Source organism: Clostridia bacterium, from assembly GCA_017554615.1.
Lineage (GTDB): Bacteria > Bacillota > Clostridia > UMGS1840 > HGM11507 > SIG450.
In genome coordinates, this window is record JAFZHY010000006.1 from 17,761 (window position 1) to 37,200 (window position 19,440).

The window sequence follows — 19,440 nt, forward strand, 5'->3', positions numbered from 1 at the left end:
CTTTTAAATCTTATTTGTTTATATAGAGTTTTTTAATGTAGTGAGGACTAAAATCACTTTTGCTTGAAACTTCGCTTATATCTATTGGATATTCTCCGGTAAAACATGCTGTACAGAATCCGCATTTTGAACCTATTGGTGTTTTAAGAAGATTTTCCAGTGTTAAATAATCAAGTGAATCTGAGCCTATAAGTTCATTTATTTCATCAACTGTTCTGTCAACTGCAACAAGGTCGCTCTGTGAACCAACATCAGTTCCGAAATAACAAGGATATAAAAATGCAGGTGAACTTATTCTCATATGAACTTCTTTTGCCCCTGCTTCCCTTAACAGAGAAACAACTCTTTTTGAAGTTGTGCCCCTAACGATAGAGTCATCAATTAAAATAACTCTTTTACCATTCACAACACTCTTTAGGGCATTAAGTTTAATTCTAACTGCATTTTCTCTCATTTCCTGAGTAGGCTGAATGAATGTTCTTGCAATATATCTGTTTTTCATAAGCCCTACTTCATAAGGAATGCCTGATTCCTGCGAATAGCCTATTGCCGCAGATATTCCTGAATCGGGTGCAGCAATAACAACATCTGCTTCAACAGGTTTCTGACGGGCTAAATATCTACCTGCTTCTTTTCTTGCATCATATACACTCGCACCGTCAATTATACTGTCAGGTCTTGCAAAGTATACATGCTCAAATATACAAAGTTTTGAATCGCATTTTTGTTTAGGTAAAATTGATTTTATACCGTCTTTTGTGATAACAACAATTTCGCCTGGTTCAACATCTCTTACAAATTCTGCATTTATCGCATCAAAAGCAACAGATTCAGATGCTAAAACATATGAATTTTTATATTTACCGATACATAAAGGTTTCATACCTTTAGGGTCTCTTACGCCGATAAGTTTTGACGGAGACATAACTATAAATGCATATGCACCTATAATTTTTTTAAGCATATTTTCAATCGCATCTTCTACTGAATGGGTAAACAACCTTTCTTTTGCAATAAGATATGCAAGAATTTCAGTATCACTTGTTCCCTGGAAAAGTGCACCTGATTGTTCTAATTCTTCTCTTAAACTTTTTGCATTGGTAAGTGTTCCGTTGTGGGCAAGAGTTAATGTTCCTTTTACATATTTGGTAACAAGAGGCTGAGCGTTTTCTCTTGAATTACTCTCAGCAGTTGCCGCACGGACATGGCCAACTGCAATCTGCCCTGTTAAGTGGTTAAGCACCACATCGTCAAAAACTTCAGGAACAGTACCTAAATTTTTATGATATACAATCGTTCCGTTATCATTAACTGCTATACCACAAGCATCCTGACCTCTGTGCTGAATAGCAAACAGACCAAAATTTGTAAGACGGGCTACATCAAGATTTTCCTCATTGGAAAATATACCGAATACACCACATTCTTCTTTTATTTTTTCAAAATCTTTAATATCCAAAGTGTTCATTTAATTACTCCTCTAAAAACTAACATTCTGCTTTGATTTTTTGTTGAAGTCTTTCATCTTTTTTTATAACTTCATTTTTCATATCTTCTTTAAATTTTTTCATATTATCTTTAAGATAAGGATATTTTAAAGAAAGAATCTGAACAGCAAGTATTGCAGCATTTTTGGAATTATCTATACCAACAGTTGCAACCGGGATACCTGCAGGCATCTGAACAATAGAATAAAGAGCATCCATACCGTCTAATGCTTTCCCTTTAACAGGAATTCCTATAACAGGAACCGTTGTAAACGCAGCAAGAACGCCCGGAAGATGAGCCGCCATACCGGCTGCCGCTATAATTACTTCTATTCCGTTATCTTCTGCATTCTTTGCAAAGTCTTTGGCAAGGTCAGGAGTTCTGTGTGCACTCATAACATTACACATAACTTCAACACCGTTTTCCTTTAAAAAACTTATTGCAGGTTTTAATACTTCATAATCTGAATCACTGCCCATAATAAGAGCAACTTTTGGATTTTTGTTCATAATTCTTCCCTCGCTTGTTTATTATAAAAAATATTAACGCATTATAATTCATTTAATGATAACATATTATATAATAAAATTCAATAGAAACGGATAATAAAATTATAGAAAAACAGTGGAAAATATAATTAAAATGTAACATTTTTAACAAAAAAATAAAATAATGAAATATACCGCTAAAAAAGCGTACTGAATTTTCAGTACGCTTTTTTCTTGCTTTTTATATACATAATGAATATGAGTTGTTTTAGTCGATATGCAAACTTCGTTTGCTCGATATTTTTACTTCGTAAAATCGATATGTTTTCTCTATGCTCAAACTCGATATAATATAAATCTCGTTGCGTCAGCAACATATCGAGTGCGATAGCATATATCGAGTCATTTATGACACATCGAAAATCTCGCAAGAGATTTATATCGATGAAAAAAAAACAGTTTTCAAACGAAAACTGTCTTTTTTTCTGGTGCCGGAAACCGGAATCGAACCGGTACGGGAGTCGCCTCCCACAGGATTTTAAGTCCTGGGCGTCTGCCAGTTCCGCCACTCCGGCAAATGCAATCAGAATTGATTACTAAAAGATAATAACATAATAAAAAGAATTTGTCAATATATTTTTTAAAGTTTTTTTTAATTCATATCAGGGTTGATAAAAACTGTTTCATTAGATTTTAAAAGACCCAAGTCATCTCTTGCGATAGTTTCATACGAATCAGCAGTGTCAAGATTTGCATCTTCTTTTTTAAGCTCTTCGTTTTTCTTTGTTTCTTCATCTATAAGGCCAATATACTTTTCTTTTTCACTCTTGATATTCATCCCGTCAACTGCTGCCTGATAATGCATAATGCCAACATAAATGGTAGCAAGAATCATAAGAAAAACCGAAAATCTTTTAACATTAATTTTCATTCTATATCTTCCCTTTTCTTTTAATAACATTCTTTATGCCAAAGACTGTTTTAGCATAAGTGTTTTTAATACATCCCAAGGGCTTTTCAACCACTTTTTTTACAAGCCGAAAAAAACCTGATAATATTATAACAAATAATTTTACAGGATACAATAGAATTTTTAAAATTTCTCTTAAAATTATTAAAATTTTTTCAAGGATTTTATAAACTATTCTGTTTACTGAACAAAAGTATATAACTATACCCAATATAAAACCGCAAATATGGTAAAATCTAAAATTAAGTGCGCAAATCTGATAGAAGGAAAAGAATACAAAAATTGCAGAAGTCATAACAAAAATAACATCTATAAAATCTCTTGTAATCTTATTTTTAAAAACTATATTCTTTAAGCATTTAAAAAAATCAAAAAACATTCCAAGAATAAATCCAGAAAAAGCGGAATACAAAAAAGAAATAGTCTGGTCTAAAACTGTTATTTCCATATTTTTTTACCTGAACATTCTTGAAAAAACTGAGTGTTTTGTTCTTTCATCAGTAAGATATTCCAAAGAATAAAAGTCTCCTGTTGCAGATATTTCCTCCATATCAAGATTAAGTTTTTCAATTTTTATGTTATTCCCTTTTATTGATAATGTTCCAAGATCAGTTATAAGAACTACTGAATTATCATCAAAACTTTCCACTTCTTTGACACCTGTTATCTCAAGCCTTTTTCTTCCTTCCAATAATATATTTTGATTTCTTGATTCTTCAGCCATAAAAAAAGCACCTCCCGAAACTAATATATTCCGGTTGGTGCCTATTTATTACAGTATTACCTCAAACATTGAGGAAGCCTCTTCCTTTTTTACATGTTCGCTAAGATTAGTTACTCTTATTTTAACTTCACGGTCGCCGAAACGAATAGAAAGTTCATCGCCTATTTTAACATCATATGACGGTTTAACTACTTTTGTGTTAACACTGATTCTGCCTTGTTCACAAGCCTCATTGGCAACGCTTCTTCTCTTTATAAGTCTTGAAATTTTTAAATATTTATCTATTCTCATATAAGCCCCGCCTTTAATTTTGCCGCAGTAAGTGTATTTTGCATAAGCATTGCTATTGTCATAGGCCCTACTCCGCCTGGAACAGGGGTTATAAATGATGCAACTTCTGACACACCGTCAAAATCTACATCACCGCATAATTTACCGTCAGGAAGTCTGTTCATACCAACATCTATTACAACAGCGCCTTCTTTTACCATATCTTTTGTAACCATTTTAGCAACACCGACTGCTGCTACAACTATATCGGCTCTTTTAACAACTTCAGCTAAATCTTTTGTTTTAGAGTGGCAGATTGTAACAGTTGCGTTTTTATGAAGCATAAGCATTGCCTGTGGTTTACCTACTATATTGCTTCTTCCGATTATAACACATTCTTTACCAGAAATATCAATGCCTGTTTCTTTAATAAGTTCCATAACACCTGCAGGTGTACAAGGAAGAAAATTAAAATCTCCTATCATAATTTTACCCACATTTACAGGATGAAATGCATCAACATCTTTTTCAGGGATAATTGTATTTATAATAAGTTTTTCGTCAAGATGTTTTGGTAAAGGAAGCTGAACCAATATACCGTTTATTTTATCATCGTAATTAAGTTTACTGATAAGTTCTAAAAGTTCTTCCTCTGTTGTTTCTTCTTTTAGCGCATATTCAACTGAGTACATACCAAGTTCTTCACACGCCTTCTTTTTAGAGTTGACATAAACTCTTGATGCAGGGTTATTACCAACAATAACAACTGCAAGACCTGGAACTATACCTTTATTTTTTAGTTCTTCCACTTCTTTTTTTATTTTTTCCTTTATGTTTTGTGAGACTTGTTTTCCGTTTATTATTTGTGCGTTCATTTTCCGTTTTTCCTTTCGTTTCCTTAGTTTTATTCTTAGTTATCCTTGGTTTTATAAGACATTTTTTATCAAAGCCTATAAGGTCTTTTCTTCCTGCAATAATGAGCGCTTCTTTAACTGTTTCGTAGTTTTCTTTTTTTCTATATTGTAAAAGGGCTCTTTGCATATTTTTTTCTTTATATGTTTTAGGAACAAACACCTTTTCCATATTAATAGGGTTTAACCCTGTGTAATACATACAGGTAGAGATTGTTCCAGGTGTAGGATAAAAGTCCTGAACCTGTTCAGGCTGATAATTTATATCCCTTAAATATTCTGAAAGTTCAATAGCATCAGAAAGTGTACTTCCGGGATGAGATGACATAAGATAAGGAACAATATACTGCTCTTTCCCTGCCTGTTTTGAATATTTAAAAAACTTTTCTCTGAAATTATTAAAAACCTTTATTTCAGGTTTACCCATTAAAGACAATACCCTTTTTGAGCAATGTTCAGGGGCAACTTTTAACTGACCTGAAACATGGTCTTTTACTAATTCTTTAAAAAACTCATTGTTTTTATCATAAACAAGATAGTCAAAGCGGATACCCGAACGGATAAACACTTTCTTTACCCCGTCAATTTCTTTTATTTTACGAAGAAGATTTAAGTATTCTGTGTGTGAAACCTTTAAATTTTTACAAGGTGTAGGGGCAAGACATTGTCTTTCTTTACATGCTCCCCATTTATCCTGCTTATCACACGAAGGATATCTGAAGTTGGCAGTAGGCCCTCCCACATCGTGAATATATCCTTTAAAGTCTTCGTCATATACCATTTTCTTAACTTCGCTTAATATTGATTTTTCACTTCTTGACGAAACTACTCTTCCCTGATGAAAGGCAAGAGAACAGAAATTACATCCGCCAAAACATCCACGCTCGGATATAATTGAAAACTTAACTTCGTCAATAGCAGGAACTCCCCCATATTTATCATATAAAGGATGCCATTTTCTCTGATAGTTATACGAATATACTTTATCAAGTTCCTGCCTTGTTAAAACTTTTTGAGGAGGGTTCTGAACAAGATAAATATTATCATTTTGTTTTTCTATTAGAATTTTACCAATACATGGGTTATGCTCTTCGTACTGAATTTTAACAGACTTAGCATATTTTGTTTTACTCTCGCTAACTTCCTCATATGACGGAAGCATTATATAATCTTTAATATTTTCAATATCTTTTGTAAGATAACATGTTCCTTTTATATCGGTAAGTGTTTTTATATCCTCGCCGTTACCAAGCCTTGTAACAATTTCCTTAATGGCTCTCTCGCCCATACCGTAGCATAAAAGGTCTGCCTGGGAATCGCATAAGACAGATCTTTTAACCTTATCCTGCCAGTAGTCATAGTGGGCAAATCTTCTTAATGAGGCTTCTATTCCGCCTATTATAACAGGCACATTTTTATATATACTTCTTATTTTGTTTGCATAAACAATAGTAGGCCTGTCAGGTCGAAGTCCTGCTTTCCCACCTGGAGAATAAGAATCTGTACTTCTTTTTTTCTTATTTACAGTATAGTGATTAACCATCGAGTCAATATTACCACCTGAAATAAGAAAGGCAAATTTAGGTTTGCCGAATATCTTAAAAGCGTTATCATCTTTCCAGTCAGGCTGAGAAATAATTCCTATCTTAAACCCACAGTCTTCTACTACTCTTCCTATTATAGCATTAGCAAAAGAAGGGTGGTCAACATAAGCATCGGCTGAAATTAAACCAAAATCAACCTCTTCCCATCCTCTTTGGTGCATTTCTTCAGTTGTAATTGGTAGAAATAAATTTTTATTACTCATAACAGAATTATTCTACTATTTTTTTATTAAAAAATCAATAGCATATAAAAATATCAATATTTTTTTAAAATTATAGAAAATAATTCTTTAAAAATTAAAATGAATATGATATAATAATTAAAATTAAGTAATTACATAATGAAAGGGATGATTTTATGGGCTATTGTAAATACAAAAGAGTTCTTTTAAAATTAAGCGGAGAGGCGCTTTCTAACAAAGAAGGGTTTGGTCTTAATTTTACAAAGATTAAAGAAGTGTGCGAACAGGTTAAAATTTTAACACAAATGGGCATCGAAACTGCTATCGTTGTAGGTGGCGGAAACTTCTGGAGAGGCAGAAGCGGAGATAATATGGACAGAACCCGTGCAGACCATATGGGAATGTTAGCCACAACTATCAATGCTCTTGCTATTTTAGATACTTTAGAATCAGTTGGTGTTCCTGCAAGAGTTCAGACAGGTATTGAAATGAAACAGATTGCAGAACCGTATATAAGAAATAAAGCAATAAGACATCTTGAAAAAGGAAGAGTTGTCGTGTTCGGTTGCGGAACAGGAAATCCTTTCTTCTCTACTGATACTGCAGCATCTTTAAGAGCAGCAGAAATTGAAGCAGAAGTTATTCTTCTTGCAAAAAATGTTGACGGTGTTTATTCTGCAGACCCTAACATTGATAAAAATGCAGTAAAATATGATTCTATTAAGTACATAGATGTTCTTAATAAAGGATTAAAGGTTATGGACTCTACAGCCATTTCATTATGTATGGATAATAAAATTCCTATCGAAGTTTTTGGTCTTGATATTCCTGAAAATATAATCAAGGTTGTTAAAGGCGAAAAAATCGGAACTTATGTTGGCGAATAATATTAAGAAAGGACTTAACAAGATATGAAAGAAACAATTAATAATACAGAATTAAGAATGCAAAAATCAATCGATGCACTTAATCACGAATATGCATCAATTCGTGCAGGAAGAGCAAACGCTTCAATTTTAGATAAAATCAAAGTTGAATACTACGGTACTCCTACACCAATTAACCAACTTGGAAATATATCAGTTCCTGAAGCAAAAACTCTTCTTATTCAACCATGGGATGCTTCAGTTTTAAAAGAAATAGAAAAAGAAATTCAGAAATCCGATATTGGCATTAACCCTACAAATGACGGAAAAGTTATAAGACTTAACTTCCCTCCTCTTACAGAAGAAAGAAGAAAAGCACTTGTTAAAGATGTCAGCAAAATTGCTGAAAACGCAAAAGTTTCAATAAGAAATATCAGAAGAGACGGTATAGATAAAATCAAAGCTCTTAAAAAAGATAATCAGATTACTGAAGATGATGTTAAAGAAGCAGAAGAAAAAATTCAGAAAATTACTGATAAATATATAAAGAATGTTGATGAAATCGCAAAAGAAAAAGAAAAAGAAATATTAACAGTATAATACTTAAAACCCATAATACCAACGGTATTATGGGTTTTAAATTTAACATATTCTGTTTTTATTATCTCCTGATAAATATGACTTTGCATTTTTAATCATAATGTCAAAGCATCTTTCTCTTGCTTCTTTTGCTCCCCATGCCATATGAGGTGTAAGGCATACATTATCCAAATCTTTTATTTTCATATACGGGCTTTCTTCATCAAAAGGCTCTTTTGAATATACATCTGTACCAAAACCTGAAATCTCATTGTTTTTAACAGCATCACAAATAGCCGCTTCATCAATAACTGCACCTCTTGCAGTATTAACAAGAATGGCAGTTTTCTTCATTTTTTTGATTCTTTCTTTATTTATAAGATTTCGTGTTTCTTCTGATAAAGGCGTATGAACTGTGATTATATCGCTTCTTTCAATAAGAGTATCAATGTCAACACATTCTGCTTCATCACAAGGCGTTCTTTTATTAACTATTAATTTACAGCCTAATGCTTTTGCAACTTCTCCTACTCTTTTTCCTATTGCACCATAGCCTATAATTCCCCATGTTTTATTATAAAGTTCATTATATACAGGGGTTAAAATATTGGCAGAATTATTTTTTATATATGTTCCGTCTTTTGTATAACGATTGTAAATACTTAAGTGATTTACCAAGCTTAAAACCATAGACACGGTTACCTGTGAGACACTGTAAACAGAATAACCAGGAACGTTACATACTGCTATTCCTCTTTCCTTACAGTATTTAATATCTATATTGTCATACCCTGTTGCCGCTTCGCATATAAGTTTTAAGTTCTTTGCGTCTTCTAAATTTGATTTGTCAAGTTTAGCCTTGTTAACAAATAATATATCGCAGTCTTTTATTCTTTCTTTAACTAATTCCTGAGGTGTAGAATCATAACAAATAACCTCACCCAATTCTTTTGCACAGGATATATCAAGGTCATCGCCTAATGTCAATCTGTCAATTATAACTACTTTCATTTCTTTCTCCTTTAATCAAGAACAATAAGTGCAATAAACTGAAGTGTTTTATCACCTGTATTTTTAAGAGCGTGTCCTTCGCCTGACGGTGTTAGCGTTACTGCACCTGACGAAACTTCAATCTCTTTGCCATTATCACTATAAATACCCTTACCTGAAATTATGTAATATGTTTCACTCTCTCCCTCGTGAATATGAAAACCTATCTCTTCTCCGGGGTTTAACTCAACTAATGAAAACATTTTAACTTTCTCATTTTTAATATCAAAATCAGTAAAGTGGGTTAAATACATTCTTTCTTTGCCATCATAGTTTAGCCTTGTTTCTTTTTTTAGCTGCTCTTTAAACTTATACATAAAATTTACCTCCTTATAATTATTTAAAACTTTTAATCCATGTTACTAAAGAATTATGATATACATTATCTAAAACATCCTGTCTCATTCTTTCTGTAACAGGTCCGTTTTGTTCCATTCTTTTAATTATTGCATTTTGCAGTTCGCTAACCGTCATTTCTTCATATGATTTATTACTTTTAATTTCTGTTTCTTTTACAGTTTTTATTTCTTCTTTCTTTTGTTTAAATGTTTTATCATTCTGTGATGTACTTTTCATATTAATTTTAATAGGTTTAACCTTTTTATCAAAAGAAACCTCAGGAAGCCATATTTCGCCCGAATTTGCCTTTACATTTACAGTAATATATCCGTCTTCTTCATATGTCTTTTCGCCAAAAAGAGCGCCTGTATATTCTTTATAATCTTTAGCAGGAAGTTTCATCATAAAATCATTATCACTGTTATTAACAGTTATTATCGCATATTCATTATTATACTCTCTTATAAATGCATACTGATTAGTTGTTAAAAACAGTTCTTTATATTCCCCGTAAGACAATGCTTTTGTATTTTTCCTTATATTGCCCAATCGTGTAATAAGGTCAACAAAATTATTTTTTAAAGTTAAATTAACATATTCTTCATATGGAAGATACGGTCTTAAAGAATCATCAGACCCATACTGTTTTTTCCCTTCAATACCGAATTCCGAACCGTAATATACAGACGGAATACCAGGAAGTGTATAAAGAAGAATGTGAACAGGTATAAAATGGCTTTTATTATTTAGTTTGGTATAAATACGCTCAACATCATGGTTATCAGTAAAATTATACAACTTAAGCCCGTCGGACTTGTTTCCTCCCATCTCATACAAACGCTTAACCGTATGAGCAATTTCAAAATAGTTATGGTCATTATGAGCAGAATAAAGTGCTTTATGCAAATGATAATTGGTTACAGAATGAAGTGTATCTGAGTTTACCCAACGGATATAATCTCCGTGTATAACTTCTCCCATAAGCCAGAAATCAGGTTTTACTTCATTTGCTGCCTGACGAATCATAGTCATATAACTAAAATCAAGCACATCTGCCGCATCAAGGCGAATTCCGTCAATGTCAAATTCTTCTACCCAGAAACGAATTATATTATATATATAGTCTTTTACTTCAGCGTTTTTCTGATTTAATTTTACAAGCAAATCATAACCGCCCCAGTTATCATAAGAAAACCCGTCATTGTATTCATTATTTCCATAAAAATTAACATTGCAATACCAATCTTTATATTTTGATAATTCTCTGTTTTCCCTGATGTCTTTAAAAGCAAAAAAATCTCGCCCTGTATGATTGAATACTCCGTCTAAAACCACTCGTATCCCCTGTTTATGACATTCCTTAACAAAGTTAGTCAAGTCTTCATTTGTGCCAAGCCTTGTATCTAACTTCTTATAATCAGTAGTTTCATATCCATGACCCACTGATTCAAATAATGGGCCGATATATAGTGCATTAAAACCCATTTCTTTTATTTTTTTAACAAAAGGAATAAGGGTGTTTAATCTATGCTCAGGTTGCCCATAATGATTTTGTTTTGGCGCTCCTGTCATCCCAAGCGGATATATGTGATAAAATACTGCTTCATCATACCATGCCATACGCTGCCTCCCTATTTTATGATTTTAATTTATCAGATTTATTCTATCATAAAAAAAGAAAAATGACAAATAAATTGTCATTTTTCTTTATAAGTATTTAATATAAATTAGTCGTCTATTTCGTTATTTGTGGCTCTTTCATAGATTGCCAATACTTCCTGAGAAGGAACTTTATCAAATAATGTTACAATAATTGCAACAAAAGCACCAATTATAAACCCAGGAATGATTTCATATACGCCTGTAACAGCAGTTAATGATTTACCTGCACAAACAGGAAGCCATAGCCATAACATATCTACTATAGCACCTGCAATAATACCTGAAACTGCGCCTTTATATGTAAATCTCTTCCAGAATAAAGATAGTAAAACTGCAGGGCCGAATGCCGCACCGAAGATACCCCATGCATTAGATACAAGGTTCATAATAGCCTGAGCAGCTTCACCTTCGCTACTTGCAATAAAATATGCAACAAATGCGATAAGTAAAACTATAAGACGGCTTACCCATAACATTTCCTTATTTGAAGCATTCTTTCTTATAATAGGTTTATATAAATCACTTGAGAATGAAGATGCAGCAACAAGCAGCTGAGAATCTGCAGTAGACATTGAAGCCGCAATGATAGCCGCAAGAAGAAGACCTGCTATAAATGCAGGGAAAACATCTCGTGCAAGTTCTACAAATATAAGCGACTGATTACCGTTTTTAAGCAGTACTTCTGATAAGTCAGTACCGTTAGAATATACAAACATTCTTCCAAGATATGCAATTATAATTGTTGCAGCAAGAGATAAAACAACCCATATAATTGCAACTGTTGCGCTTTTCTTTACCATAGATGGTTTTTCAATAGCCATAAATCTTACGATAATATGAGGCATACCAAAATATCCAAGACCCCATCCTAAGCCTGATAAAATATCCTGCCAACTTGCGTTAAAGAAATTAGCAACAAATACAAACTCTTCCCCATTTGGGCCTTGGTAAACAGTTGATAATGCTGTTGGGTCAAGGTCTTTAACAATAGAAACAACTGTTGGAACAATTAAAAGCGCGGCTAACATAAGTAAGCCCTGGAAAAAGTCTGTCCAGCATACTGCATTAAACCCACCAAGGAATGTGTATACCAAAACTATTACTGCAAAAATAATCATTGCAATACTTTTATCAAGAGATGGAACCAATGTTGTAAAAACATCTGCCCCTGCAACAAATGCAGATGCAACGTAAATTGTAAAACATACAAGGAAAACCACAGCACAAATAACACTTAACAAGTGGCTTTTTGATACAAAACGGTTAGATAAATACTGAGGGAATGTGATAGCATCTCCTGCAGCTTTTGAAAATTTACGAAGTCTTTTTGCAACTAATATCCAGTTAGCAGCAGTACCGATAGCAAGACCAATTCCTATCCATGCCTGACCGAAACCAAATGCAAGAATGCTGCCAGGTAACCCCATAAGAAGCCATGCACTCATATCTGATGCCTGAGCACTCATAGCAGTAACCCAAGGACCCATCTGACGACCACCAAGGAAATAATCTTTTTCTGTAGTATTCTTTGATTTAATAAAAAAGAATAGCCCAATACCAATCATTGCAATAAAATACAGTAGAAATGCTACTATATCCATATTGTTAAAAATTTGTGTAAACATTATAAATACCCCTTCCCTAAAATAATCTTATGATTATTCAGTAGTTTACCAATATTTATTTTAAACCTTTAATTTCTTTCTTGAAATAATCTGAACAACAAGAACGAATGCCACCAAGCATAAACCAACTGTATCAGTTACTCCTCCCGGATAAATTAGAAGAAGACCTCCAATAAGGCTTAAAATTCTTTCTGCCCAACTCATATTGTGAATAAAGTATCCCTGAAGGGCCGCAGCCACTGCGTACATACCAATTAAAGATGTAATACTTATTAAAACAACTTCAAACACTGTTGTATCAACAAATAACATTGCAGGATTTAGTGCAAACACATACGGTACTATAAATGCACCTATTGCAAGTTTTGTTGCAGTTAAAGCAGTTTTCATAGGGTTTGCCTGTGCAATAGCCGCCCCAGCATATGCTGCAAGAGCAACAGGAGGTGTTAAATCGGCAACTATTCCAAAATAGAATACAAAGAAATGTGCCGCAATCTGAGGAACTCCCATTCTTACAAGAATTGGCGCACAAGTTGCAGCCATAATACAATAGTTAGCAGTAGTAGGAACTCCCATACCAAGAACTATACAACAAAGCATTGTAAGGAACAGTGCAATAATAACCTGATTTCCTGCAAGAGCAACGATACCGTTTATCATAATATTTGCAAGACCTGTCATAGTAATTGTACCTGCTATAATGCCTGCAACACTACAAGCAGCAGCAACTGCAATCATTCCCTGACCACCGGCTGCAAGTGCTTCCCATATTTTTTTTAAGGTTATTCTGTCATCTTTGTTCAACGCCCCTACAATAATGGCAACAACAATCGCTATTGCTGCAGCATACTGAATAGAACGCGTGCTTGTGGTTACAAGATATACTAAAACTATAAGCGGAAGCAACAAATATGTTTTCTTAAGAAGCGGAAGAAATCTTGGTCGTTCGTCTTTAGTTAAGCCTCTTAAGCCCTCTTTCTTTGCTTCAAGATGAACTGCTATAAATACTCCGGCAAAATATAAAATAGCCGGTAAAATTGCGCATACAACTATTGTACTGTATGGTACACCAATATAGTCTGCCATAAGGAACGCTGCAGCACCCATAATAGGTGGCATTATTTGTCCACCTGTTGAAGCAGACGCTTCTGCTGCTGCTGCAAATTCAGGTTTATATCCTGTTCTTTTCATAAGTGGAATTGTAACTGACCCTGAGCCTACTGTGTTTGCAACTGATGAGCCTGAAACCATACCCTCCATTGCACTAACAACAACAGCAACCTTTGCAGGACCACCTGAAAATCCACCTACAACAGCATTACTTATCTTAATAAAGAAATCTGCTATTCCTGTTCTTTCCAAAAACGCACCAAAAATTATAAACACAACGATAAATTTAGAACAAACATTAACCGGTGTGGATATAATACCTTCTTTTCCATAGAAAAGACTGCGTACAACATAATTTATTTTACCCCATACAGAAGGGTTACGAACACCCCAGATGAGTGCATATACAATAAAGCATCCTGCAACGATAATAATAGGAATACCAACACTTCTTCTGCAAAGTTCACCCACAGAAATAATTGCTATTATACCTATAACTATCTGATACCATTCAAATTTTGCACCCTGCTGAATTATATCTCTGGCATTGAACATATAATATAAAAATGCTCCTACGCCAAGAACCATAAGCAAAATGTCATACCAAGGCATATGATTAACTTTTTGTGTTCCCTTTCTCATAGGATAAACAAGGTAGCCTATAAAAAGAATGAAAGCAACAAAAGAAGTTAAACGAACTTCCTCAAGCAAGTTTGCAAACAAAGTTACATACATACAAAAAAGAGAAAAGGCAGCAAGTAAACAATTAACAACAATTTTTGGTTTGCCTTCCCATATTCTTGTATTAGATTCACGGTCATATTTTTTCATTACCGCATCTATATCCATATGCTCGCTTACGGTATTATCATGTTTTTTGTTAAAAAACAATTTATTCACCTCGCATAAAAAATAGCTGCGATGAATTCAACATCGCAGCTATAATCTTATTTCAAATTATTCAACTGCTACTGTAACACCTTTTTCTGCAAAGTATCTGGCAGCACCTGGATGGAATGGAACTGTCATACCACTTGTTGCATTTTCGATACTTAATTCAGCACCTTTTGCATTTTCATTAGTAATCGCTTCGATGTTATCAAATACAGATTTTGTAAGGTTATATACATCGTCTTCAGACGCATCTTTAGAAACTATTAAAGTTGCTTTAACTGTAACTGTTGTAACATCCTGTTCCTGACCTTTATATGTACCAGCAGGAATTTTATGTTCTGTATAGAACGGACAATCTGCGATAAGTTTTTTAGCGATATCTCCATCGATAGGAACTAAGTATGCTTCACTTGATGTGCAAAGTTCTGTAATAGCCGGTGTTGGAGGACCTGCAACGATAAATGCAGCATCAATTTTACCGTCTTTTAAAGCATCTGCACTGTCAGCAAATGACTGATACTGAGCTTTGATATCATTTTCAGTGATACCTGCTGCAGTTAACACGTCAATAGCGTTAAAGTAAACACCGGAACCTGGAGCACCGATTGATACGCTCTTACCTTTAAGGTCTGCAACGCTTTTTATTGATTTATCCATTGTAATAAGCTGAACTGCTTCTGCATATAAACCTGCAACAGTTCTGAAAGATTCAATTTTACCTTCATTTTCAAAAGAACGTGTACCTGCCCATGCATAACTCATAACGTCAGACTGAACAGTACCAAGTTGATAATCTCCAGCATCTATACCCTGAATATTGGCTTTTGAACCGTCGGTAGAAACAACATTAACTGTAACTCCGCCTTTGTTAGCCATATACTGAGAAAGAACTCCGCCGTAACCATAATATGTACCGGCAGTTCCACCTGTACCCATTGTAAATATTGTTGATGACTGACTACCACATGCGATTAGAGAAACAACCATAGCAGCCATTAGCATTACTAAAAGAATCTTTTTCATAAAATATTCCTCCATTTTCTTAATTTTAGAATAATTATACAATATTTATCGCGTTTTGTAAAGACTTTTCTTTTTTAGTTGGGAAATTATAATAGCAGCAAAGATCAGAATACAGCCTATATATCCGTTAGCACTCATTCTTTCCCCTAAAATCAATGCTCCCCCTATAACGCTGAAACACGATTCCATACTCATTATAATCGCAGCATGAGACGGTTTAGCATCTTTTTGTGCTACTGTCTGAAGAGTATATGCCACTCCAACCGATAAAATACCACCGTATAAGATAGGAATTAAAGCATTTATAACAACTTCAGTTGATACAGTTTCTTTGCATATAAACGAGGATATTATGCATAAAATACCACAAACGCTAAACTGCATAACTGAAAGTAACAACGAGTTTATCCTTTTAACAAAGTGGTCTATCAAAAGCACATGCCCTGCCCAGAAAAAAGCACAGATAAAAATTAAAAAGTCGCCGTATTCTAATGTGAATGAACCTGACATACATAAAAGATAAAGACCGATAAGTGCAATAAAAACTCCAAGCCATGTGTTAAAAGATGTCTTATGTTTTAAAAATATGCCTATAACAGGAATAATAACCATATAAAGACTTGTTATAAACCCTGCTTTTCCTGCATCTGTATAAATAATGCCTATCTGCTGAAGACTTGCTGCCAGAAAGAGAAATATTCCAACTGTAATTCCACCTTTTAGCATATATTTAAAATCTTTAGTAACCTTTGGTTTAATTATAAGAATAAGAGGAATTAGAGATACTGCTCCAAGTAAAAATCTTACTCCGTTATATAAGTATGGTCCTATGTACTTAACGCTTTCTTTTTGTGCAACAAATGCAACTCCCCATATAGCCGCAGTTAAAAGAAGCAATAAATTTGCTTTCATTCTTTTACTGTTCATCTTTTTTAAGTTCCTTTCCGAAATCTGCAAGAGGATTTCTGTCCACTGCTTCTTTTATTTTATCGTCTGATACATGTGTGTATATCTGTGTAGTGCTTAACTGTTCATGCCCCAAAATTTCCTGCAAGGCTCTTACATCTACTTTTCCGTATTTATACATTAAAGTTGCCGCAGTATGTCTTAATTTATGAGTGGAATATTTCATAGGGTCAAGCCCTGCCTGTGCAATATATTTTTTAACTAAAAACTGCACAGTCTTAAAATATATCCTGTTATTCTGCCCACTTATAAAAAGTGCTTTTTCATCCTTTAAATTAAGTTTTGGTCTTACTGCAATATAGTCTTCAATGGCAGATTTACAAGCATCGTTTAAATAAATCGTTCTTTCCTTATTCCCCTTACCTTTAACTACAAGACTGTCTTTTTTAATGTCGGTTATATTTATTCCTACAAGTTCGGATAAACGAAGTCCGCAATTTAAGAACAAGGTAAGAATTGCAAAGTCTCTTTCTTTATGTCTTCCGTCAATAGTGCTTAAAAGCCTTTTGCTTTCATCAAGTTCAAGATAACGAGGAAGAGATTTTACAGTTTTTGGTGCATCAAGTGCATCAGTAGGGTTAACATCTATAAGTTTTACTTTTACCTGAAGATATTTAAAGAATGACTTTATTGAAGATACTCTTCTGGAACGGGTACGCGCTCCGTTCTTTTTTTCACTGCTTATATACATAAGATAATTATATATATCGTTTAGTTCTATTGTCTTTATAAAGTCAATATCTATTTCCTTTTCATAACCCTTTATTTCTTTTATGTAATTAAAAAAACCCTTTAAATCATAATAATATTCCTTAACTGTATTAGGACTTCTTCCCTCGATAGTTAACTTCTGGGTTAAAAAATTCTTTAAAATCAAAGGTGCGTCATCATACATATAATATTTCACATACCTTTCCTTTAATTTTTTAAACACTTAAAACCCTTTAAAAATCTCTTTTTAAAGGGTTTAAGAAATTTTTATCTATTTTACTATTTCGTCAATTAAGTCAAGTTCTTCTTTTGAGAAAGTTGTATTCTCTTTCATCTTTATATTTTCTAAAATCTGAGTATCCTTTGATGCTCCAATTAGAACACTTGTGATTCCTTCTTTGGAATAAACCCATGAAAGAGCCATTTGAGCAAGTGTCTGCCCTCTTTCATTTGCCAGATTATTTAGTTTCTTGATTTTTTCAATAATACTTTCTGAAATTGAGTTTTCATTTAAAAATCTTCCGTCAGTTCTTACTCTGCTGTCATCTGGTATTCCTTTTAAATATCTTTCGGTAAGCAAACCTTGAGCAAGTGGACTAAAAATTATCATTCCCTTTTTCTCTTTTATTGCCATATCATAAAGTCCGTTTTCTTCTATTTTTCTGTCAAGAATAGAATATCTGTTCTGGTTTATTATAAACGGACAGTGAAGTTCCTTTAATATATCTGCTGCCTCTTTCATTGTTTCGCCATCGTAATTTGAAAGACCAACATAAAGAGCCTTACCGCTTTTTACAATCTGAGCCAATGCCCACATTGTTTCATAAAGAGGAGTTTCTTTATCCATTCTGTGATGATAGAATATATCAACATATTCAAGATTCATTCTTTTTAAACTCTGGTCTAAACTTGCACATAGATATTTCTTACTTCCAAATTCTCCGTATGGGCCGGGCCACATATAATACCCTGCCTTTGTACTAATAATCATTTCATCACGGTAACTTTTCATATGTTCGTTTAAAATTTTACCAAAGTTTCTTTCTGCACTTCCTGCTTCAGGACCGTAATTATTAGCAAGGTCAAAATGGGTTATACCATTATCAAAAGCAGTAAAACACATTTTGCACATATTCTCATAATTGCCTGTATCCCCAAAGTTATGCCATAAGCCTAAAGACACTGCAGGAAGTTTTAGTCCGCTTTCACCACATCTATTGTAGTCCATTATATCGTATCTTTTCTCATTTGCAACATAATTCATAAAATCAACTCCTTGTTTTTTTATAATCTAATCTGTAAAGTGCAATTATTATAGAAATCATTACAAGCACACTGCCTAAAGCAGAGCCATATGCCGAATTTGCAAAATTATATACCAGCCAGAAAGGTGCTGAAATCAAAGAAAGAATTCTTATATTCCTTTCTCTTATAAGAAATAATGCTGTTATTTCAAAGAAAATGCCAAAAAGTGCAAACAGGCTATATATATTTTCATAAAGTAAAATTCCTGCAATAATTAAGATAGTATAAATAGCAAATACAAAACACTTAAAATATTTTATAAAATTTTCTTTTTCTTTATTCTTTGCAACAAAGGATGAGATTAAACCTATAAAATCTAAAACTGCACCCTCAAAAGCACCTAAAAAAATATATTGCAGTATGTATAAAACTCTTGAACTTAAATTTATAAGAATTATATTTCTTCTCGTTTTGAACTGAAAACTAAGAAGAAAGGCTATAACTGCCATTATTCCTAAAACTTGTGCTGTTATCATATATTTACTCCTAATGTTTTAATAAATGAATATTATTTTATCATCTTTTATTATAACAGAATTTAGTGCAATTGTCGACTAAAATTAACATATAATATTTAATTTTTAGATATAATCTCAAACTAAAGATTTAAAAAGTTTATAACAAAAGGTCTCTTGCGTTATTAAAACGCAAGAGACCTTTATAAATATAGTTT

20 protein-coding genes and 1 tRNA gene are annotated in these 19,440 nt (G+C 33.2%); 2 read left to right on the forward strand and 19 right to left on the reverse strand.

The annotated features are described in order from the left end of the window. Positions 1 to 10: 10 nt before the first annotated feature. The 9 genes from IKZ35_01790 to IKZ35_01830 all read right to left on the reverse strand — a co-directional run bounded on the left by IKZ35_01790 (position 11) and on the right by IKZ35_01830 (position 6,658). On the reverse strand, positions 11 to 1,468 hold the full coding sequence (locus IKZ35_01790; GenBank protein MBR4892696.1) for an amidophosphoribosyltransferase: 1,458 nt from the start codon (positions 1,466 to 1,468) through the stop codon (positions 11 to 13). 19 nt (positions 1,469 to 1,487) lie between these two features. Beyond that, complete coding sequence (gene purE / locus IKZ35_01795; protein MBR4892697.1) at positions 1,488 to 1,997, reverse strand: 5-(carboxyamino)imidazole ribonucleotide mutase; 510 nt, start codon at positions 1,995 to 1,997, stop codon at positions 1,488 to 1,490. 465 nt (positions 1,998 to 2,462) lie between these two features. Beyond that, positions 2,463 to 2,551: transfer RNA gene (locus IKZ35_01800), tRNA-Leu, on the reverse strand. Positions 2,552 to 2,628: 77 nt separating this feature from the next. After that, complete coding sequence (locus IKZ35_01805) at positions 2,629 to 2,907, reverse strand: septum formation initiator family protein (protein MBR4892698.1); 279 nt, start codon at positions 2,905 to 2,907, stop codon at positions 2,629 to 2,631. Position 2,908: 1 nt separating this feature from the next. Then, the gene (locus IKZ35_01810; protein MBR4892699.1) at positions 2,909 to 3,394 is read right to left on the reverse strand and encodes a spore cortex biosynthesis protein YabQ; all 486 of its coding nucleotides are present in this window, start codon (positions 3,392 to 3,394) and stop codon (positions 2,909 to 2,911) included. A 6-nt stretch (positions 3,395 to 3,400) separates the two neighbouring features. Beyond that, complete coding sequence (gene yabP, locus IKZ35_01815; GenBank protein ID MBR4892700.1) at positions 3,401 to 3,670, reverse strand: sporulation protein YabP; 270 nt, start codon at positions 3,668 to 3,670, stop codon at positions 3,401 to 3,403. A 48-nt stretch (positions 3,671 to 3,718) separates the two neighbouring features. Beyond that, positions 3,719 to 3,961, reverse strand: coding sequence for an RNA-binding S4 domain-containing protein (locus tag IKZ35_01820; GenBank protein ID MBR4892701.1), 243 nt, complete (start codon positions 3,959 to 3,961; stop codon positions 3,719 to 3,721). Next, positions 3,958 to 4,815 (reverse strand): bifunctional methylenetetrahydrofolate dehydrogenase/methenyltetrahydrofolate cyclohydrolase FolD, encoded by an 858-nt coding sequence (gene folD / locus IKZ35_01825; GenBank protein MBR4892702.1) that lies wholly within the window; start codon positions 4,813 to 4,815, stop codon positions 3,958 to 3,960. The genes IKZ35_01820 and folD overlap by 4 nt, the downstream gene beginning before the upstream one ends. Further along, entirely contained in the window at positions 4,730 to 6,658 is a 1,929-nt protein-coding gene (locus IKZ35_01830; GenBank protein ID MBR4892703.1) for a YgiQ family radical SAM protein, read from the reverse strand. The genes folD and IKZ35_01830 overlap by 86 nt, the downstream gene beginning before the upstream one ends. Positions 6,659 to 6,813: 155 nt before the next feature. Here IKZ35_01830 and IKZ35_01835 point away from each other — a divergent pair, with 155 nt between their 5' ends. Beyond that, positions 6,814 to 7,524, forward strand: coding sequence for a UMP kinase (locus IKZ35_01835; protein ID MBR4892704.1), 711 nt, complete (start codon positions 6,814 to 6,816; stop codon positions 7,522 to 7,524). 24 nt (positions 7,525 to 7,548) lie between these two features. After that, positions 7,549 to 8,103 carry a ribosome recycling factor gene (gene frr / locus IKZ35_01840; GenBank protein ID MBR4892705.1) on the forward strand — a complete coding sequence of 185 codons (555 nt, stop codon included), beginning with the start codon at positions 7,549 to 7,551 and terminating at the stop codon, positions 8,101 to 8,103. 42 nt (positions 8,104 to 8,145) lie between these two features. Here the strand turns inward: frr and IKZ35_01845 are convergent, their stop codons facing one another. The 10 genes from IKZ35_01845 to IKZ35_01890 form a co-directional block, all read right to left on the reverse strand. Beyond that, the gene (locus IKZ35_01845) at positions 8,146 to 9,093 is read right to left on the reverse strand and encodes a hydroxyacid dehydrogenase (GenBank protein MBR4892706.1); all 948 of its coding nucleotides are present in this window, start codon (positions 9,091 to 9,093) and stop codon (positions 8,146 to 8,148) included. An 11-nt stretch (positions 9,094 to 9,104) separates the two neighbouring features. Continuing rightward, a complete protein-coding gene (locus IKZ35_01850) occupies positions 9,105 to 9,449 on the reverse strand; it encodes a cupin domain-containing protein (protein MBR4892707.1) in 345 nt (114 codons plus the stop codon). 19 nt (positions 9,450 to 9,468) lie between these two features. Next, positions 9,469 to 11,091: an alpha-amylase gene (locus IKZ35_01855; GenBank protein ID MBR4892708.1), complete on the reverse strand. Its 1,623-nt coding sequence runs from the start codon at positions 11,089 to 11,091 to the stop codon at positions 9,469 to 9,471. 107 nt (positions 11,092 to 11,198) lie between these two features. After that, the gene (locus IKZ35_01860) at positions 11,199 to 12,758 is read right to left on the reverse strand and encodes a sodium/proline symporter (GenBank protein MBR4892709.1); all 1,560 of its coding nucleotides are present in this window, start codon (positions 12,756 to 12,758) and stop codon (positions 11,199 to 11,201) included. Between the two features lie 60 nt (positions 12,759 to 12,818). Then, the gene (locus tag IKZ35_01865) at positions 12,819 to 14,717 is read right to left on the reverse strand and encodes a TRAP transporter fused permease subunit (GenBank protein ID MBR4892710.1); all 1,899 of its coding nucleotides are present in this window, start codon (positions 14,715 to 14,717) and stop codon (positions 12,819 to 12,821) included. Positions 14,718 to 14,825: 108 nt separating this feature from the next. Further along, a complete protein-coding gene (locus tag IKZ35_01870; protein MBR4892711.1) occupies positions 14,826 to 15,785 on the reverse strand; it encodes a TAXI family TRAP transporter solute-binding subunit in 960 nt (319 codons plus the stop codon). A gap of 45 nt (positions 15,786 to 15,830) precedes the next feature. Then, a complete protein-coding gene (locus IKZ35_01875) occupies positions 15,831 to 16,712 on the reverse strand; it encodes a DMT family transporter (GenBank protein MBR4892712.1) in 882 nt (293 codons plus the stop codon). After that, positions 16,702 to 17,646, reverse strand: coding sequence for a tyrosine recombinase XerC (locus IKZ35_01880; protein ID MBR4892713.1), 945 nt, complete (start codon positions 17,644 to 17,646; stop codon positions 16,702 to 16,704). The genes IKZ35_01875 and IKZ35_01880 overlap by 11 nt, the downstream gene beginning before the upstream one ends. Before the next feature lie 87 nt (positions 17,647 to 17,733). After that, on the reverse strand, positions 17,734 to 18,726 hold the full coding sequence (locus tag IKZ35_01885; GenBank protein MBR4892714.1) for an aldo/keto reductase: 993 nt from the start codon (positions 18,724 to 18,726) through the stop codon (positions 17,734 to 17,736). 4 nt (positions 18,727 to 18,730) lie between these two features. Then, complete coding sequence (locus tag IKZ35_01890; GenBank protein MBR4892715.1) at positions 18,731 to 19,243, reverse strand: YgjV family protein; 513 nt, start codon at positions 19,241 to 19,243, stop codon at positions 18,731 to 18,733. Positions 19,244 to 19,440 lie beyond the last annotated feature (197 nt).

Coding starts and splice junctions, on each gene's coding strand:
- IKZ35_01870 (MBR4892711.1), bottom strand. CDS start 15,785: ATGAAAAAGATTCTTTTAGTAATGCTAATGGCTGCTATGGTTGTTTCT.
- IKZ35_01890 (MBR4892715.1), bottom strand. CDS start 19,243: ATGATAACAGCACAAGTTTTAGGAATAATGGCAGTTATAGCCTTTCTT.
- IKZ35_01835 (MBR4892704.1), top strand. CDS start 6,814: ATGGGCTATTGTAAATACAAAAGAGTTCTTTTAAAATTAAGCGGAGAG.
- IKZ35_01855 (MBR4892708.1), bottom strand. CDS start 11,091: ATGGCATGGTATGATGAAGCAGTATTTTATCACATATATCCGCTTGGG.
- IKZ35_01805 (MBR4892698.1), bottom strand. CDS start 2,907: ATGAAAATTAATGTTAAAAGATTTTCGGTTTTTCTTATGATTCTTGCT.
- IKZ35_01850 (MBR4892707.1), bottom strand. CDS start 9,449: ATGTATAAGTTTAAAGAGCAGCTAAAAAAAGAAACAAGGCTAAACTAT.
- IKZ35_01865 (MBR4892710.1), bottom strand. CDS start 14,717: ATGGATATAGATGCGGTAATGAAAAAATATGACCGTGAATCTAATACA.
- yabP (MBR4892700.1), bottom strand. CDS start 3,670: ATGGCTGAAGAATCAAGAAATCAAAATATATTATTGGAAGGAAGAAAA.
- IKZ35_01830 (MBR4892703.1), bottom strand. CDS start 6,658: ATGAGTAATAAAAATTTATTTCTACCAATTACAACTGAAGAAATGCAC.
- frr (MBR4892705.1), top strand. CDS start 7,549: ATGAAAGAAACAATTAATAATACAGAATTAAGAATGCAAAAATCAATC.
- IKZ35_01820 (MBR4892701.1), bottom strand. CDS start 3,961: ATGAGAATAGATAAATATTTAAAAATTTCAAGACTTATAAAGAGAAGA.
- IKZ35_01885 (MBR4892714.1), bottom strand. CDS start 18,726: ATGAATTATGTTGCAAATGAGAAAAGATACGATATAATGGACTACAAT.
- folD (MBR4892702.1), bottom strand. CDS start 4,815: ATGAACGCACAAATAATAAACGGAAAACAAGTCTCACAAAACATAAAG.
- IKZ35_01845 (MBR4892706.1), bottom strand. CDS start 9,093: ATGAAAGTAGTTATAATTGACAGATTGACATTAGGCGATGACCTTGAT.
- IKZ35_01810 (MBR4892699.1), bottom strand. CDS start 3,394: ATGGAAATAACAGTTTTAGACCAGACTATTTCTTTTTTGTATTCCGCT.
- IKZ35_01875 (MBR4892712.1), bottom strand. CDS start 16,712: ATGAACAGTAAAAGAATGAAAGCAAATTTATTGCTTCTTTTAACTGCG.
- IKZ35_01860 (MBR4892709.1), bottom strand. CDS start 12,758: ATGTTTACACAAATTTTTAACAATATGGATATAGTAGCATTTCTACTG.
- purE (MBR4892697.1), bottom strand. CDS start 1,997: ATGAACAAAAATCCAAAAGTTGCTCTTATTATGGGCAGTGATTCAGAT.
- IKZ35_01790 (MBR4892696.1), bottom strand. CDS start 1,468: ATGAACACTTTGGATATTAAAGATTTTGAAAAAATAAAAGAAGAATGT.
- IKZ35_01880 (MBR4892713.1), bottom strand. CDS start 17,646: ATGTATGATGACGCACCTTTGATTTTAAAGAATTTTTTAACCCAGAAG.